This is a genomic window from Nakamurella sp. GG22 (genome assembly GCF_052976845.2).
Window position 1 is genome coordinate 89951 of record NZ_JBRIIO020000022.1, and the last position, 15682, is coordinate 105632.

Sequence of the window (15682 nt, forward strand, 5' to 3'; positions counted from 1 at the left end):
AGAACGCAGTCCGCGACGGCGCGGTGGGCATCATCGAGACGGAAGCTCTGTTATGGCAGAGGTCATCCGACCGGATCGGGGAGCGGCGATCGAGGACTGGTGGGAGCACCGCAGGTCAGCCACTGTGCCGACCGAGCCGTCGGCGATCGCGGTGGACCGCTCCTGCGGCCCTGGTGACGACACGACGGTGAGGCAGGAGAAGCGATGACGGCGGTACACAGCGCACCTGCTTCGGAACGAACCGAGGCCCCCGGGGTGACTGCCCTGCATTCGGCGGCGGGTTCGGCGGCGACCAGCACCAATGTCGTGGAAAAGGCACTGCTCGCTGCGCTGGACGTGCTGCCGGAGCCGGTCCGGACCGGTTGCCACCGGGTCGTCGACGCGGGCGGCAAGCGTCTGCGGCCCGATCTCGTCCTGCGCTGCGCGGACATCGGCCCGCTCGGCGCCACGGCGGCACTGTCCGCGGCGGTCGCCGTCGAGCTGCTGCACAGTGCGTCGCTGGTCCACGACGACCTGCTGGACGACTCCGACACCCGGCGTGGTGTGCTCGCTGTCCACCGGCACGAGGGCATGGGGACGGCCGTCATCGCCGGCGACGCCATGATCGCCCTGAGCTGGCGGACCATCGCGGCCACCGGCGCGGAGAACGTCGACGACCTGGCCGCGGCGCTCGCCGAGATGTGCGAGGGCCAGGCGCTGGAGGAACGGCTCCGATTCGACCCCTCTGCGTCGGCGGACGACGTGCTGCGGGTGTCGGAACTCAAGACCGGCGCCCTGCTCAAGGCGGCGTGCCGGATCGGCGCCCGGGTGGGTGGCTGCTCGGACGAGCAGGTCAGGGCGCTCGGCGACTTCGGCTCCGACTTCGGCGTCGCGCTCCAGCTGATGGACGACGTGCTCGATCTGGTCGCCGACCAGGCGGCACTGGGCAAGCCGATCGGCGCGGATTTCCGGGCCGGCACCGTGACCATGCCGACCGTGTACTGCCTGGAGACGGGCGGCGCGGGCGCCGCGCTGAGGCTGCGATCGCTGCTGCGTCCCGGCGTGCCGGCGGAGGCCCTGGACGAGGCCGGCGAAATCGTCCTCGGGTCCGGTTCGATCAGCCGCACCGTCGACCTCGCGTGTGTCCTCGCGCGCCGCGCCGCTCGCTCGGCGGCCGCCGCCGGCGCACCGGCTGAGCTGGTCTCCATGCCGGAGCGGTACGTTCGCCGGCAGATCAAGACCAAAGTGGCTGCCGCCCATCAGGGGCTGCTGCCCCGGTCCCAGGTGGATTGGGAGAACGAGCGGGTTGGCTGATGCAGCATCCTCAGCACGCGCAGCACTGAACTTCGCCGGCGAGCGGGTGCTGGGCGTCGCACTTGACCAACTCCCCAAACGCAACCTCCGCGGTATCTGGGTACGCGGCGACCTACCGATCGGCCCCGCCGTCTGGACGACCAACCATCACACCTGGTGGGATTTCTTCGCGGCGGCCGGCGCGCTGCGGGCCACCGGCCGCAAGGACGTCGCGGTGCTGGTGGACGCCGCCACGATGAGCCGCCCCGGCGTACTCCGGCTGGCCGGCGTCATCCTGACCACGCAACTGCGCACGGCCCTGGCCGGGCTGGTCGCCGGCGGCGTCCTGGTGGTGTTTCCGGAGGGCGAGCTCCGCCCGGCCGGTCCGGTCGGTCCGGCTCGCCCGGGTGCCCGCTGGCTGGCCGACCGGAGCGGTGCCCCGCTGCTCGTGGTCGCCACCCGCGTCCTGCTGCGGGGCAACCAGGCCCCCGAGGCCTATCTGGACATCGCCCCCGCCGTCGGTGCCGGTGACGACCCGCACGCAGTGCTCTCGGCGGCGGTCGGGCGGCTCGACGCCGAGCTCGCCGGTGCAGATCCGATGGTCCCGTTGCCCGGCTTCCGGCAGGTCGTGCGCGGGGTTCGCAGCTGGAACGAGCGGTTCGGCGGAGCCATGGTCCGGTCATGACCCGTCTCTTGGCGGTGCTGCCCCGACTCGTGGTCGCATTCCTCGGTGTCAAGCTGATCACCCTGCTGGCGAACCTGCGGTGGTTCCCCGTACTCCGGGCACGACCCGCCCCGGGTCGGCGCGGACCGGAGGGCAAGGCACCCGACGTGACGGTGCTGCTGCCGATGCGCAACGAGGCCGACCGGCTACCCGGCACCCTGCCCGGGCTGCTCGCCGGCGGAGCCGCGCACCTGGTCTTCCTGGACGACGAATCGTTCGACGACTCCGCGGAGATCGTCCGGCGCGCGGCGGCCGGTCGCGCCCCTGGGGCGGCCCCCAGCGTGACGGTGCTGGCCGGTGCGCCGCGACCGGACGGCTGGACCGGGAAGACGTGGGCGTGCGCGCAACTGGCCGACCACACCGACGCCGAGCTGCTGGTCTTTTGCGACGTGGACGTGGAACTCGGACCGGGCGCGATCACCGCCGTCGTCGAGGAGATGGAAAGGCAGCAGGCTGATGTGTTCTCGGTGTTTCCCCGGGAACGCACCGTCAGCTGGGCGGAGCGACTGCTGGTCCCGTTGATCGACGACGTGGTGCTGTGCCTGCTGCCCTTCGGGTTGCTGCGGGCGCCCGCCCCGTCCGCGGCCACCGCTTGCGGCGCGCTGCTCGCCTTCCGGCGGACCGCCTACGACACGGTCGGCGGCTTTGCGGCCGTCCGCACCGAACTGGTGGAAGACGTTGCCATGGCACGGTTGTCGCGTCGTCGCGGGCTGCGGCTCGGACTGGCGCTCGGCGGTGACCTGCTGGCGGTGCGGATGTGCGTCGGCTACCGCGGGGTGATCGCCGGTCTCGGCCGCGGCCTCACAGCGACGGCCGGCGGCAGTCGCGGCCTGGTGATCGCGGGATACGCATGGCATCTCGTGGCGTACACGCTGCCGATCGCGCTGCTCGGGACGTCGTGGTGGTGGCGCGGTGCGGCGCTGCTCGCGATGGCCGAACGGCTGTTGGTCGAGTCCAAGACCGGTGGCCGGGACTGGCCGGCGGCGGTGGCTGTCGCCGCCTCCCCGGTGGCCGCACTGCCCGTCGTCGCGCGGGCCATGCGCCGCCGGCAGACCTGGCGGGGGCGGGTCTACGGATGAGCACCTTCTCCGCCAGGTCCGCGGCTCCGCCGCAGCTGCCGTCCCCGTCGACCCGGCCACCGTTCGGTCACCTCTCCCGGTGGACCTCCAACGGCCTCGCGCTGCTCGAGGAGGGTGCCCGGCTCGGACCGGTGTTCGGTCTGCGGCTCTGGCGCCGTGCCGTGGTCGGCTACTCCCCCGCCTGGAACCGCTTCGTCCTGGGCGACCTGCAACGCTTCCGCAGCCGCGGCAGCCTCAGCCAACTCTCGCCGTACCTGTCCGCCGGGCTCGTCGCGACGGACGCGCCCGAGCACCGGGGGCGGCGGGCACTGGTCAACCCGTCCTTCCACCGCAAGGAAGTGACGAGGCGGTTCGCCGAGCAGTTCGCCGAGGTGGCGCAGCGGCACCGCCCGCAGGGCCCGTTCGACGCGGTGTCCTTCTCCTCCGACCTGGTCCGCGAGATGATCATGGCCGCGTTCCTCGGCCCGCGGTTCCCGCAGGCGGTGCTGAAGTCCTACGTCGCACCGCTGGACGGACCGATGCCACAGCCGTTGCTGCGCAGGCCGTTCCGGGTTCGGCGGATGGAGCGGGCCCTGCGCGGGGCCTTCGCCGATCCCGACCCGTCGACCCTGTCCGCGCTGTTCGCGTCGCTGCCCGGCGGCGTGGAGGAGGCCAGGGTGGCGGTGGCGGCGGCGTACGACACCACCGCGCACGCGATGGCTTTCGCGCTGTGGGAACTGGCCGCCCGGCCCGAGCTGAACACCCCCGACGCCGCCGCCGGCGTGGTCCACGAGGCGCTGCGGCTCTACCCGTCGGGCTGGATCGGCAGCCGGGTCGCGACCGAGGACACCGAATTCGACGGATACCCGATCCCGGCCGGCCGGTTGGTGCTCTACAGCCCGTACCTGACGCACCGCAGCGCCGATCTGTGGCCGGACCCGCTGACGTTCCGGCCCGAGCGATTCGGTGAGCCGCTGCCGGCCTGGGGCTACATCCCCTTCGCGGCCGGCGAGCGGACCTGTCTGGGCGGACCGCTCGCCACCGCGATGCTGCGCGCCGCCGTCACCTCGTTCGCCGGGTCGAACCTGACCCGGATCGACGAGCGGGTGGGCGTCCGCGGCGGGCTGACGCTGACCCCACAGAAACCGGTGATGCTGCGATGCAGCACCTGACCTACCTGGCGGTGATGGCCGCCTGCCTGATCGGAACCCTGCCGTTGGAGTTCTTCTTCAAGGCCAGGGTGTACGGCCGGTTCTCCAGGGCTGCGCTGGCGATCGCACCGGTGGCGGCCGTCTTCCTCATCTGGGACTACCTCGCCATCCAGACCGGCTGGTGGTGGTTCGACCCGGAGTACATCACCGGGATCTTCGTCGGTGCGCTGCCCATCGAGGAGATCACCTTCTTCGTCGCGATCCCGATCTGCGCGATCCTGACCCTGGAGGCGGTCCGGCATCTCAAGCCTGACTGGGCCCGTCCCCGCGGGCGCGTGCGCGACCGCGGGACGGTGGACGGGCCATGACGCCGGGCGTCTACACCTGGGCCTCGCTGACCGCCATCGTGGTGGCTGTCGTCGTCGACCTGTTCGTGCTGCGGACCGGGCTGCTGCGCACCCGGCTCTTCTGGGCCAGCTACGGCATCGTGCTGTTCTTCCAGTTCATCGTGAACGGGATTCTCACCGGCCTGAACATCGTCCAGTACAGCCCCGATGTCATCCTCGGGATCAGGGTGGTCTACGCGCCGCTGGAGGACATCGGTTTCGGTTTCGGGCTGGTGACGCTCGTCCTCAGCTACTGGGTGTGGCTGGGGCGCCGCGATCCCGGCCGATCCGGCGCCTGACGCCGCTGCCGACCCCGGTCAGTACGGTGCCCGCGGCGATCCGCGCCCGGCGCTGCCGGGATACCCGGATCCGCGGCCCGAAGACCTGATAGTCGGCCTGCTCCACCGCGGTCAGGATGTCGCCGTACAGCTGGAACGCCACCCGGACGCAGCCGCGGGCCCCAGGGGCGAGCATGGCGATCCCGGGCTCAGCGCGCCGATAGATCCCCCTCGTGCGGTCGATCTCGAAGGCCAGCAGCGCCCTGATGTCGTCGTCGACGACTCCGCGTTCCAGCCGCGCCCGGTCGACGCCGAACTTCCGCAGCGATTGCTGCGGCAGGTAGATGCGGCCCAGCCGGAGGTCCTCCCCGACGTCCCTGATGAAGTTGCTGAGCTGGAAGGCGATGCCCAGATCGGCCGCGTACGGCGCCGCCTGATCCCTCGGTACGACGGTGCCCAGGATGGGCAGCACCATCAGCCCGATGACCGCCGCGCTGCCCCAGACGTAGGTGTGCAGGTCCTCGAAGGTGTCGTACTCGGTGACGGTCAGGTCCATCTGCATGGAGGTGAGGAAATCCTCGAACAGCTGCGGGCTCAGGTCGTACCGGCGGGCCGTGTCCAGCGCCGCACGCACCGACGGCTCCCGCGCCCCGTCCGGATCGTGGAACTCGTCGATGAGGCGCTGCAGGCCGACCCGTTTCGACTCGACCGTCACACCGGGGGCGACGTCGTCGACGATGTCGTCGGCGGTCCTGGCGAACCCGTACAACGCGTGGATGGCCGGCCGGCGCCCTGGCGGCAGGAAACGGGTGGCCAGGAAGTAGGTCCGGCCGTGCTCGCGGGCGAGCTCCCGGCAATGCAGGTAATCGGCCCGCAACCGCGGATCGGTGATGCCGGCCGCCGTGAGATCGCTGTCCGGGCTCACCGTCGTCCACCGCTCATGACGGTCAACATATCGGCCGTTCCGCCCGGTTCAGGCACCCCTGCCCGCGAGTCCGGTGATCCGCTCGGCCGCGAGCCGCCCGGACACCAGCACCATCGGCACCCCGACGCCGGGCTGGGTGTTGGCGCCGCAGAACACCAGGTTCTCGATGTTCCGGTCCAGCGTCGGCTGCCGCAGCGGGCCGGTCTGCGGCACGTGGTGGCTCGCCGAGAACGGTGCCCCGGCGGCGATTCCCATCCGCAGCCAGTCCTCCGGGGTGACCAGCCGCTCGACCTCGATGGCGTCGCCGAATCCCGTCATGCCGCGGGATTCCATGGTGGCGATCATCTCGTCGCGGTACCGCGGGCCGAACGTGTCCCAGTCGATGTTCCGGCCGCTCACCGTGTTCGGTGCCGGGAACAGCACGTAGTAGGTCTGCTTGCCGTCCGGTGCCAGTGAGTCGTCCGTCGACGAGGGGTTGCTGACCAGGAAGGACGGGTCGGACATCACCTCGCCGCGGTGGATGATCTCGTCGAAGGTACGGTCCCAGGCCTTGCCGAAGTCCATCGTGTGGTGCGCCAACTGGTCGTAGGTCGCGGCCGAACCGACGTGCAACAGCACGCAGGACGGCGAGTAGTTCAGCCGTTTCACCCGGCGGGGGGTGTGCTCCGGGGCGAGCAGGTGCCGGTACGCCATCGGCAGGTCGGCGTTGACGACGATCACGTCCGCGGTCAGCCGCTCGCCGTCCGCCATCACGACACCGGTGGCCCGGCCGCCGCTCACCTCGATCCGCGACACCTCACTGTCGTAACGGATGTCGACCCCGTGATCGGTGGCCGCGGCGGCCATCGCGACGGGCAGCGCGTGCATCCCGCCGCGCGGCAGGAACACGCCGCGGACGCAGTCCATGTATGCGATGACGGCGTAGATCCCCAGCGCCTCCTGCGGTGCGAGCCCGGCATACATGGCCTGGAACGAGAAGATCCGGCGCAGCCGCGGGTCCTGGAGATAGCTGCCGACCAGCGACGGCAGCTTGCGGACCGCACCCATGGTCAGCAACCGGATGGCGTCCGGTCGGACGACATCGGTAAGGCTGTCGAGGTTCCGGTCGATGAAGCCGGGCATCTCGATGTCGTAGAGGCGGCCGAGGTAGCCCACCAGCCGCTGGTACCCGTCGGCGTCGGCGCGTCCGCAGGTGCGCTCGATCTCCTTTGTCATCGCCTCGGCGTCGGTGTGCACGTCGATGACAGAGCCGTCCGGGAACCGCGCCCGGTAGGCCGGGTCGACCTGGATCAGTTCGAGCCGGTCAGCCATCTTCTCGCCCACGCAGGCGAAGGCGTCCTCGATCAGCTCGGGCATCGTCAGCACGGTCGGCCCGGTGTCGAACCGGTAGCCGTCGATCTCCAGTCGACCCGCCCTGCCGCCGGGCGCCGACTCCCGTTCCAGAACGGTGACCTTCCGTCCCGCCCCGGTGAGTCGCAGGGCGGCGGACAACCCGCCGAGCCCGGCGCCGATGATGATCACGGAGTCGGTTCGGCCCGGAACAGTGCGCATGGGTTCCGGTGTACACGACAAACCGCCCGTCCCGGCGTCACCTCGCTGTCATCAAGGTCACGGTTCGTGGTGCATCCGTCTGGGACCGTTCGCCAAGGGTATTAACCGGTTGTCCCCCCGCGGCACAGCGGTTGCGGGCGAACAAGTCCCGGCGACCCGGGCACCGCGGCCCCGGTCATCCCGGGTCCGCGGAAAAACAACTGTGCACCCACCCACAGAAAGGCACACCCATGACCGCCTCCCGCTCCCCGGGCACCCCGACGGGCACCCGCCGCCGCCACCCGGTCCAACTCGCGGCAACCGTGGTCGGAATCGTCTTCCTCCTGGTCGGCATCGCCGGCTTCATCCCCGGCGTGACGAGCAATTTCGACCAACTGACCTTCGCAGGTCACGAGTCCGACGCGTTGCTGCTGGGGATCTTCCAGGTCTCGATACTGCACAACATCGTGCACATCCTGTTCGGCATCGCCGGTCTGGCCGCCGCGCGGACGTTCAATTCGGCGCGCGGTTACCTGATCATCGGTGGCTTCGTCTATCTCGCGTTGTTCCTCTACGGGCTGCTCGTCGACACCGACAGCTCGGCGAATTTCGTGCCGGTGAACAACGCTGACAATTGGCTGCACCTGGTCCTCGGAATCGGGATGATCGCCCTCGGCGCGCTGCTGGGCCGCCGTCCGGCAACGGCGCGAACCACCGCCGACACCCGCTGACGGACCGGATCCCCGAAATGCGCCCGTCCCTTTCGGGGGACGGGCGCATTTCTCTGTCCGGCGGGTGGCTCAGGCCGCGAGCACCCGCTGCAGCTTCTGGGTGATCGCGCGCAGCGCCCGGGAGACCTGCATCTGGCTGATCCCCAATTCGGCACCGATCCGCGACTGCGACCATCCGTCGTCGAAACGCATTCGCACGATGCACCTCTCGTGCTCGGTCAGCGTCGTCAGCAGGCGCTCCGTGGTGGCCCGGTCCTCGGCCCGGCGCAGCGCCTGGTCCTCGAAGCCGAAGCTCTCCGCGATCGTCGAATCCGAACCGTGCGGTTCGTCGGTGGAGCGCGGGTGGCACAGCAGCGTGGACGAACGCGCCTCGGCGAGGTCGTCCGGTGAGACACCGGTCAGCTCCGACAGTTCCGCCGGGGTCGGATATCTCCCGTGCCGTTCCCAGTAATGTTCGCGGGCCTGCTCGATGACGGCGCGCAATTCCGAGATCCGCCGCGGCGGGCGCACCAGCGCCAGATGATCGCGGAAGTACCGCTTGATCTCCCCGACGATGGTCGGCACGGCGAATTGCAGGAAATCCTCGCTGCGGCCCGGAATCCAGCGGTCGACGGCCTTCACCAGCCCCAGGCAGGCCAACTGCCGAAGATCCGACCGGTCGACGCCGCGACCGCTGTACCGGGCGGCGAGCGACCAGGCCACCGGCAGGTAGGTCATCACCACTTCCCGCCGGCGCTCCAGACGCTCGACCGGGTCCTCGCAGCCGGCGAGCCCGTCGAGCAGTGCCCGCATGTCACGGGCCCGCTCGTCGGACGGCGCGGAAGCGAAACGATGGGATTGGCTGTTACGGACCGCGACAGCGGAACCGGAAGCCTGGGAAATGTCCTCGGGCACCGACGTCTCCTGAGATGACAGGGATCATCCGGCACCTTGTTCGGACCAGGACTCCATCACACCAGACGGAATGGACTTTGACAACTGTCTGGGGCGCGACGACGGCGGGTACAGCCACCTGTGTCGTGCCGCCGCCCGGCCGCACGACGACCGTCAGGAGGGTTCCATGTCTCTTCACCACAGCTCTGCGTCGTCGGAAGGGCGGGCCGTGGTCAGCAGGCAGGTCGACGCACCGGCCCGGGCGGTGTGGGACGTGCTGTCGGACGGCTGGCTCTACGCGTCCTGGGTGGTCGGTGCCTCCCGGGTCAGGGACGTCGACCCCGGCTGGCCCGCCCAGGGCAGCCGCATCCGGCACTCTTTCGGCGTGTGGCCGGCCGTGATCAACGACGACACCGTGATACTTGCGGTTGACGAGCAGGAGATGCTGTTGAGGGCGCGTGGGCGGCCCGCGGGCGAGGCGGAGGTGCGTCTGGTGATCACACCGGATACCGCCGAGCGGAGCACAGTGAGCATCGTCGAAGATGTGACGGCAGGACCGGGACGCCTCGTCCCGCGATCCGTTCGGCAGTGGGTGATCGCACCGCGCAACGTCGAGGCGTTGCGCAGGCTTTCCCTCATCGCCGAGGGACGCCATCGACAGGTCACAGTGACAGGAGAATGATGAGTTCACCGGAAGGCTCGACGGGAAAGACGGCAGAGTCGGCGAGCAGGCCCGAGGAGCATTCGGGCGAGAAGAAACCGCTCAGCAAAGCGATCTTCATCGTCGCCATCCTCGCGACGGTCGCCATCGTCATGGTCGCGGGTTTCTGGATCACCATCGCGGCCGGCCGGGTGCAGGAGGACCGGCCGCGTGATCACCCCCAGATGACGGAGACGTCGTCCATTCTCGGTCCGCCCGGAGACAACTCGAACGGCTGAGCGTGAGCGGTGGCCTGCCGCACACCTGTTCGGCGCGACGGTTCACCATGATCGGTTCGGGGTATTAACCGGGAGTAACAGACACCCAGCCACCCGTGAGGACCGACGATGACGTCGACGCTGCCCGATATCGCACTCCCGATCAAGACCCTGCCTTCCACCACCGCTGTCCGGCCATTGCCGCCCACCGGACTGCCCGGCGTCGCCATGCCGATCCCCGTCCCGCGCGGGCCGTTGAGCCGGCTGATCGTCGGCGCGCTCACCGGGGGCGACCTGGACACCGCGGCTGCCCTCGCGTGTGCGAGCGCCGCGGCGCCGGATGGCGTGCTGCGCGACGAAGACCTGCAGATCTCGCTGTTCATGCTGTACGAACTGCACTACCGGGGCTTCGTCGGCGTCGGTGACGATCGCGAGTGGGATCCGGATCTGCTGGCCGTCCGGCGCGTCCTCGAGAACCGGTTCGAATCCGAGATCCGATCCGCGACAGCTGTTCCCGACATCCCCGCGGACGGGGACCTCGCGTCAGCACTGTTCGCCCTGACAGCCCCGCAGCCCGGTCCCGGCCTGTCCAACTTCCTGGCCCGCAAGGCGACCCTCGAACAGTTCACGGAATTCCTGACCCATCGGTCGATCTACCACCTCAAGGAGGCCGACCCGCACACCTGGGCCATCCCGCGGCTGTCCGGGTCCGTCAAGGCAGCATTGGTGGAGATCCAGGCCGACGAGTACGGCGGCGGCCGTGCGGAACGGATGCACGCCAGCCTGTTCGCCCGGACGATGCGGGCGCTCGGCCTGGACGACAGCTACGGGCGGTACATCGATCTCGTCCCTGCCGCGGTCCTCGCCGGGATCAACGCGATGTCGTTGTTCGGCCTCAACCGGCGACTGCTCGGAGCGATCGTCGGTCACCTGGCGGCCTTCGAGATGACCTCGTCGCTGCCGAACCGGCTGTACGGCAACGGGTTACGGCGCCTGGGCTACGACGCGAACGCGACCCTCTTCTTCGACGAGCACGTCGAGGCCGACGCCGTCCACGAGCAGATCGCCGGCCACGATCTCGCCGGCGGGCTGGCCCGGACCGATCCGGCGCGGGCCCGGGACATCCTCTTCGGCGCCGCGGCCGGGCAGATGCTCGACGATCTCGCCGCCGACCACCTCCTGTCCTCATGGAAGGCCGGCCGGACCTCACTGCGCGCGGGGCGGCAGTGACAGCGGAGCCGGGTCGGTTGCCGGTCGAGTACGTGGTCCCGCTGCGCTGGAGCGACGACGCCGACCTTCCCGAATTCACCGATTACCTCCGGCGGCTCGCCGTGCTGGTGGACATCACCGTGGTGGACGGCTCCGAGCGGGAGGTGTTCGCCGGCCACGCCGACCACTGGGGTGAGCTGGTGCGGCACCTCCCGGTGGGTCAGTGGCCGGGGCGCAACCGGAAGGTGGCGGGCGTGGTGACCGGTGTGGTCGCCGCCCGTCACGAGCTGGTGGTGGTCGCCGACGACGACGTCCGGTACGGCCTGAAGGAGTTGCGGGACATGGCGTCCCGACTCGGCGACGCGGACCTCGTCAGGCCGCAGAACGTCTTCCGGCCGTTGCCGTGGCATGCCCGGTGGGACACCGGCCGGATGCTGATCAACCGGGCATTCGGCTCCGATTACCCGGGAACCCTCGGGGTTCGCCGCAGTGCCTTCGTCGCCGCCGGCGGGTACGACGGCGACGTGCTGTTCGAGAATCTGCAATTGATCCGCACGCTGCGGGCCGTCGGTGCGCGGGAGCACCGGGCGGATGACCTGTTCGTCGAACGCCGGCCGCCGACCGTCAACCGGTTCCTGGAACAACGCATCCGGCAGGCCTACGACGATTTCGCGCAGCCCGGTCGGCTGGTCGCCGAGGCGCTGCTGCTGCCTGCGCTGGTCGCTTCCACCAGGCGCACGCCGGTGACGCTCCCGCTGGCCGCCGCGGCTGCTGCCGCGGTGGCGGAATGCGGCCGGCGCCGCCGGCACGGCACCGCCGCATTCGGGCCGACCGACGCTGTCTGGGCGCCCTTGTGGGTCGGCGAAAGGGCCGTCACGGTCTGGCTCGCCGTCCTCGCGCGGCTCCGTGGCGGCGTCCGCTATCGCGGAGAACGCATGCCCAGGGCCGGAACCAGGCCGGTCCGACGCGAGCGGACCGACACGATGGGGTTGGCGGCATGAGTGCGTCGGACAGCGCCGCACGGGAACCGGTGGTCATCACGGCGTGCCCGAACGGCCCGCTGCTGGTACGCGGTCCGGTGTCGATCGTCGACGACAACGGTGACGAGCTGCCCCGGAACCGGCCGACCATCGCCCTGTGCCGGTGCGGGAAGTCGCGGCTGGCGCCGCTCTGCGACGGGACCCACAAACTGCTGAAGAATCGGGTCGACCCGGCCGGCTGACGTACCCGCCTCAGTCGCCCGGGTCGGTGTGCAGCTCCTCCAGCAGCACCGGCAGCTCCGGCATCAGTTCCCGCGCCAGGAAGCCGACGGTGCCGGTTCGGGCAGCGAGCCGGTGCCCGGCGTGCAGGTGCAGATACGTTCCCCAGCAGGCTGCCTGGATCGGGTCGGCGCCGCGCGCCAGCAGCCCCGCGATGGCGCCCGCGAGCACGTCGCCGCTGCCGGACGTGCCGAGCCCGATGCAGTTCGGTGACGCCTGCCAGCAGCGGCCGTCCGGATCGGCGATGACGTTGTGGCAGGTCACCACGGCGCCGAACCGGCTCGCGGCCGTCCGAACCGCCGCCGGCAAAGCCTCCGGTTCGTCCAGCGCCGCGTCGTCGAGGCCGGTCAGCCGTTCCAGTTCCGTCACGTTGGGGGTGAGAACGAGGCGCCCGGACCATTTCTCGGAGGCTGCGGGGACGTCGTTCAGCACTCCGAGGGCGAAAGCATCCAGCACGACCTTGGTCTCGTCGGGGACTTCCGTCGCCAACCTCTCGAGCAGGGCCGCGGTCTCGTCGGGATGATCCAGCCCGGAACCGATGAGCAGGGCATCGGCCGAGGACACCTCTTCGACCAGGACATCGGCCGCCCTGCCGAGAACCGTTCCGTCCGATTCCGGGAGGGGCACAACGCCGGATTCGGGGACCTGCACCGCGACCGCCCCGGCCACCGAGGAGGCCACGGCGAGGGTCAACCGGCCCGCCCCCACCCGTAGTGCCGAGACACCGGCCAGGATGGCCGCGCCGGGCGTTCCGGCCGCACCCCCGACGATGAAGACATCGCCCCGGCTCTCCTTGCCGCTGCCGGTCAGCGGGGGCAGCCGCCAGTTCCGCAGGACGTCCTCGGTGAGCTCCAGGACCTGCGACGCACCCGTTGCACCCGCCGGATCGTCAGCGCGCGAAGGCATCTCGCTCCCCCGGGTGCTCGGTGACCGGAACACCCTGGGCCTGCAGGTGCTCGTCGGCGTTGAAGGCGTCGGCGGTCCAGAAGGTCGCATCCCCGGTCCGGACCAGCCTGGTCACCGAGGCATTGCGGACGGACCCTGACGCGGCCACGGCGAGCAGATCGGCCTCGCGCATTCCCTCGCACACGTACCGGAAGATCAGGATCATCGCGTCGTGACAGACGATCAGCACCCGGTCCGGAACGTCGGGGCGCTCGAGATCCGTCATCACAGACCGCACCCGCAGGGCGAGATCGGCCCACGACTCACCGCCCGGCGGGCGGTAGTAGAACTTCCCGAGCCACTGCCGGCGGGCCGCTTCCGCCGGCAGCCTGGTGTTCACGCCATGGGTGGTGAGCAGGTCGAGGATGCCCAACTCCCTGTCCCGCAATCGTTCGTCGATCCGCACCCGCATCGTCCCGGCAGGGTCGGCCAGTCCGCCGGATTGCAGCGCCACTTCCGCCGTCTGCACGGCGCGAACGTAGGGGGAACTCCACACCGTCTGCGGTGCGGTGCCCGGATCGAGGTCGCCGAGCCACACCCCCAGCGCGGCGGCCTGTTCCTGCCCTGTCGGGCTCAGCGGCACGTCGGCGTCGCGCATGCCGACCGGGATCACCTCGGCTCCGGTGGCGTCGGCCTCCGACGCCGCGACGTTGCCGAGACTCTCACCATGACGGACCAGCCACAACTCCGACGCACCCATGGTCAGCGACGCTATAGGACACCACGCGAGGACGGCAAAGCTCTACGCCGCAACGCATCTCTCGTCAGGGGGATGGTGATCCGTTCGCACCGATCGTCCGGATTCGCCTCGCGGCGTCGGTGTCGGCGGCCGCCACCGGCGGGCAATCGATCGAGCGTTGCGGGCTCTCGGCGTCACGTACGGCTGCTCTTTCGTGGAGACTGCTCGGTGGGGTGTCCGCCACAGTCCTGGGATCGGTGGTGCGCCCAAGGTCCGGCCGGTTGAAAAAACAGCCGGTCGGGCCGACCCCATCCCCGGACAGGAGAACGCGATGGCCGACGCCGGTACCCGCAGCAGCACCGACCCTGAGATCCCCGACAGCCCGGATATCCCCGACGGCATGGTCGAAAACCGGTCCGACCTGCTGCCCGAGGAACTCGCCGTCGGCAGCGACGACCCGCAGGCCCAGGCCGAGGCGATTCTCGAGGAATCAGAGGAGCGGGTCACCGACCCGGACGCGGGCATCTGACCCGCGATCGCTGGTTGAAACCACTCCCGCGGGGAACCAGGGTGGAGGTGTCCCGGCGAGAAGCGCTGGGCCGCAAGGTCGCGGAGGTGTCGCCGGTGCATGCGCGTTCCCGGCGACGCCGGTCCCCGAGCGATGGCTGACCACCGGACGGAGCACGCGCTGCCGGCCACGGCCCGACTCGAGCCGGAGCTGGATGGCGGCCGGGGCGCCGGGCAGGCCGTGGGCGCGGGGTCCGTGCTCGACGACCGCTACCGGCTCGACTCGCTGGTCGGACTCGGCGGCACCGCGACGGTGTACCGGGCAACGGACCTGTTGCTGGACCGCCAGGTCGCCGTCAAGGTGTTCCATCCGCATTTCACCGATCCGGCGATGGTGGCCCGGCAACGCCAGGAGATGCAGATCGTCGCCGGCCTACGGCACCCGAATCTGATCCTGCTGCACGACGCGCGGACCGGATCCGCCGGTTCGGGTCTGGCGTATCTCGTCCTCGAGTTCGTGGACGGACCGACCCTGGGCGAACGGCTGCAGGGGCCGCCCCTCACCCCGGCCGAAGTGGCCCACATCGGTTCCGGTGTCGCCGCCGCCCTGCAGGCCATGCATGCCAGGGGGCTGGTCCACCGCGACGTCAAGCCCGGCAACATCCTGCTCACCGGCGACGGCGACGCCAAACTGAGCGACTTCGGTATCGCGCGGATGCTGGACGCTGACCGGGTGACGAACTCGGCCGACGTGGTCGGGACCGCGCCGTATCTGAGCCCCGAGCAGGCGAGCAGTGCCGACGTCGGACCGGCCGCCGACATCTACGCACTGGGTCTGGTGCTCCTGGAATGCCTCAAGGGCCACCGCGAGTACCCCGGCCCGGCCGTCGAGTCGGCCGTCGCGCGACTCCTGCGGGACCCGGCGGTTCCACCCAATCTGCCGGCCGGCTGGCCGGCACTGCTCGCGTCGATGACAGCCTTCGAGTCCGCCGACCGCCCGGCCGCCGATGACGTCGTCGCAGCGCTGCGGGCGCTGGAGCGACCGCCCGGACCGCCGACCCTGCTGGCCGGTGATCCCGTTCAGCCACGCCGCCGGCGGCGGTCGGTCCTCGTCGCCGTAGGGGCCGCCGTCCTGGTCACCGGGCTCACGACGGCCGGCGTGCTCCTCTCGACCGATCCCCCGCCGGCGGAGAGCCCGCCCGGCGCCGGCGCTCCCGCGGTGTCGTCGGCGCTTCCA

Annotated in this window: 20 protein-coding genes; 15 read left to right on the top strand and 5 right to left on the bottom strand. The window is 70.6% G+C overall.

Annotated features, from left to right (window positions below; translation table 11 throughout):
* The first annotated feature begins 52 nt into the window (after nt 1–52).
* The 7 genes from ACVBEQ_RS20300 to ACVBEQ_RS20330 are packed head-to-tail and all read left to right on the top strand — an operon-like array spanning nt 53 to nt 4890.
* On the top strand, nt 53–208 hold the full coding sequence (locus tag ACVBEQ_RS20300; RefSeq protein ID WP_447155122.1) for a hypothetical protein: 156 nt from the start codon (nt 53–55) through the stop codon (nt 206–208).
* Nucleotides 205–1293, top strand: coding sequence for a polyprenyl synthetase family protein (locus ACVBEQ_RS20305; RefSeq protein ID WP_447155123.1), 1089 nt, complete (start codon nt 205–207; stop codon nt 1291–1293). The genes ACVBEQ_RS20300 and ACVBEQ_RS20305 overlap by 4 nt, the downstream gene beginning before the upstream one ends.
* Complete coding sequence (locus tag ACVBEQ_RS20310; protein ID WP_447155124.1) at nt 1286–1957, top strand: lysophospholipid acyltransferase family protein; 672 nt, start codon at nt 1286–1288, stop codon at nt 1955–1957. The genes ACVBEQ_RS20305 and ACVBEQ_RS20310 overlap by 8 nt, the downstream gene beginning before the upstream one ends.
* On the top strand, nt 1954–3075 hold the full coding sequence (locus tag ACVBEQ_RS20315) for a glycosyltransferase family 2 protein (RefSeq protein ID WP_447155125.1): 1122 nt from the start codon (nt 1954–1956) through the stop codon (nt 3073–3075). The genes ACVBEQ_RS20310 and ACVBEQ_RS20315 overlap by 4 nt, the downstream gene beginning before the upstream one ends.
* The gene (locus ACVBEQ_RS20320; protein ID WP_447155126.1) at nt 3072–4226 is read left to right on the top strand and encodes a cytochrome P450; all 1155 of its coding nucleotides are present in this window, start codon (nt 3072–3074) and stop codon (nt 4224–4226) included. The genes ACVBEQ_RS20315 and ACVBEQ_RS20320 overlap by 4 nt, the downstream gene beginning before the upstream one ends.
* Complete coding sequence (locus ACVBEQ_RS20325; RefSeq protein WP_447155127.1) at nt 4214–4573, top strand: lycopene cyclase domain-containing protein; 360 nt, start codon at nt 4214–4216, stop codon at nt 4571–4573. The genes ACVBEQ_RS20320 and ACVBEQ_RS20325 overlap by 13 nt, the downstream gene beginning before the upstream one ends.
* Nucleotides 4570–4890, top strand: coding sequence for a lycopene cyclase domain-containing protein (locus tag ACVBEQ_RS20330; RefSeq protein ID WP_447155128.1), 321 nt, complete (start codon nt 4570–4572; stop codon nt 4888–4890). The genes ACVBEQ_RS20325 and ACVBEQ_RS20330 overlap by 4 nt, the downstream gene beginning before the upstream one ends.
* Here the strand turns inward: ACVBEQ_RS20330 and ACVBEQ_RS20335 are convergent.
* Together ACVBEQ_RS20335 and crtI are read right to left on the bottom strand one after the other, a co-directional pair.
* Nucleotides 4838–5794 (bottom strand): phytoene/squalene synthase family protein, encoded by a 957-nt coding sequence (locus ACVBEQ_RS20335; RefSeq protein ID WP_447155129.1) that lies wholly within the window; start codon nt 5792–5794, stop codon nt 4838–4840. The two genes, ACVBEQ_RS20330 and ACVBEQ_RS20335, sit on opposite strands and share 53 nt — an antisense overlap.
* Before the next feature lie 48 nt (nt 5795–5842).
* Nucleotides 5843–7345, bottom strand: coding sequence for a phytoene desaturase family protein (gene crtI / locus ACVBEQ_RS20340; protein ID WP_447155130.1), 1503 nt, complete (start codon nt 7343–7345; stop codon nt 5843–5845).
* Nucleotides 7346–7575: 230 nt separating this feature from the next.
* Here crtI and ACVBEQ_RS20345 point away from each other — a divergent pair, with 230 nt between their 5' ends.
* A complete protein-coding gene (locus ACVBEQ_RS20345; RefSeq protein WP_447155131.1) occupies nt 7576–8055 on the top strand; it encodes a DUF4383 domain-containing protein in 480 nt (159 codons plus the stop codon).
* Between the two features lie 69 nt (nt 8056–8124).
* Here ACVBEQ_RS20345 and ACVBEQ_RS20350 read toward each other — a convergent pair whose 3' ends face one another.
* On the bottom strand, nt 8125–8949 hold the full coding sequence (locus ACVBEQ_RS20350; RefSeq protein ID WP_447155132.1) for a sigma-70 family RNA polymerase sigma factor: 825 nt from the start codon (nt 8947–8949) through the stop codon (nt 8125–8127).
* Nucleotides 8950–9115: 166 nt separating this feature from the next.
* Here ACVBEQ_RS20350 and ACVBEQ_RS20355 point away from each other — a divergent pair, with 166 nt between their 5' ends.
* The 5 genes from ACVBEQ_RS20355 to ACVBEQ_RS20375 all read left to right on the top strand — a co-directional run bounded on the left by ACVBEQ_RS20355 (nt 9116) and on the right by ACVBEQ_RS20375 (nt 12277).
* Nucleotides 9116–9610: an SRPBCC family protein gene (locus tag ACVBEQ_RS20355; RefSeq protein ID WP_447155133.1), complete on the top strand. Its 495-nt coding sequence runs from the start codon at nt 9116–9118 to the stop codon at nt 9608–9610.
* Complete coding sequence (locus ACVBEQ_RS20360; protein WP_447155134.1) at nt 9610–9867, top strand: hypothetical protein; 258 nt, start codon at nt 9610–9612, stop codon at nt 9865–9867. The genes ACVBEQ_RS20355 and ACVBEQ_RS20360 overlap by 1 nt, the downstream gene beginning before the upstream one ends.
* Before the next feature lie 207 nt (nt 9868–10074).
* Entirely contained in the window at nt 10075–11076 is a 1002-nt protein-coding gene (locus ACVBEQ_RS20365; RefSeq protein WP_447155144.1) for an iron-containing redox enzyme family protein, read from the top strand.
* On the top strand, nt 11073–12056 hold the full coding sequence (locus ACVBEQ_RS20370) for a glycosyltransferase (protein ID WP_447155135.1): 984 nt from the start codon (nt 11073–11075) through the stop codon (nt 12054–12056). The genes ACVBEQ_RS20365 and ACVBEQ_RS20370 overlap by 4 nt, the downstream gene beginning before the upstream one ends.
* Complete coding sequence (locus tag ACVBEQ_RS20375) at nt 12053–12277, top strand: CDGSH iron-sulfur domain-containing protein (protein WP_447155136.1); 225 nt, start codon at nt 12053–12055, stop codon at nt 12275–12277. Before ACVBEQ_RS20370 ends, ACVBEQ_RS20375 begins: the two co-directional genes overlap by 4 nt.
* Before the next feature lie 10 nt (nt 12278–12287).
* On the opposite strand, the gene ACVBEQ_RS20380 is transcribed toward ACVBEQ_RS20375, so the two are convergent.
* Nucleotides 12288–13220, bottom strand: a complete 933-nt coding sequence (locus ACVBEQ_RS20380; RefSeq protein ID WP_447155137.1) for an NAD(P)H-hydrate dehydratase — start codon at nt 13218–13220, stop codon at nt 12288–12290.
* On the bottom strand, nt 13204–13959 hold the full coding sequence (locus ACVBEQ_RS20385; protein WP_447155138.1) for a histidine phosphatase family protein: 756 nt from the start codon (nt 13957–13959) through the stop codon (nt 13204–13206). The genes ACVBEQ_RS20380 and ACVBEQ_RS20385 overlap by 17 nt, the downstream gene beginning before the upstream one ends.
* Before the next feature lie 310 nt (nt 13960–14269).
* Between ACVBEQ_RS20385 and ACVBEQ_RS20390 the strand changes: the two genes are divergently transcribed.
* The gene (locus ACVBEQ_RS20390) at nt 14270–14467 is read left to right on the top strand and encodes a hypothetical protein (protein WP_447155139.1); all 198 of its coding nucleotides are present in this window, start codon (nt 14270–14272) and stop codon (nt 14465–14467) included.
* Nucleotides 14468–14566: 99 nt separating this feature from the next.
* Nucleotides 14567–15682: serine/threonine-protein kinase (locus ACVBEQ_RS20395; RefSeq protein WP_447155140.1), on the top strand; the 1116-nt coding region annotated here is incomplete at its 3' end.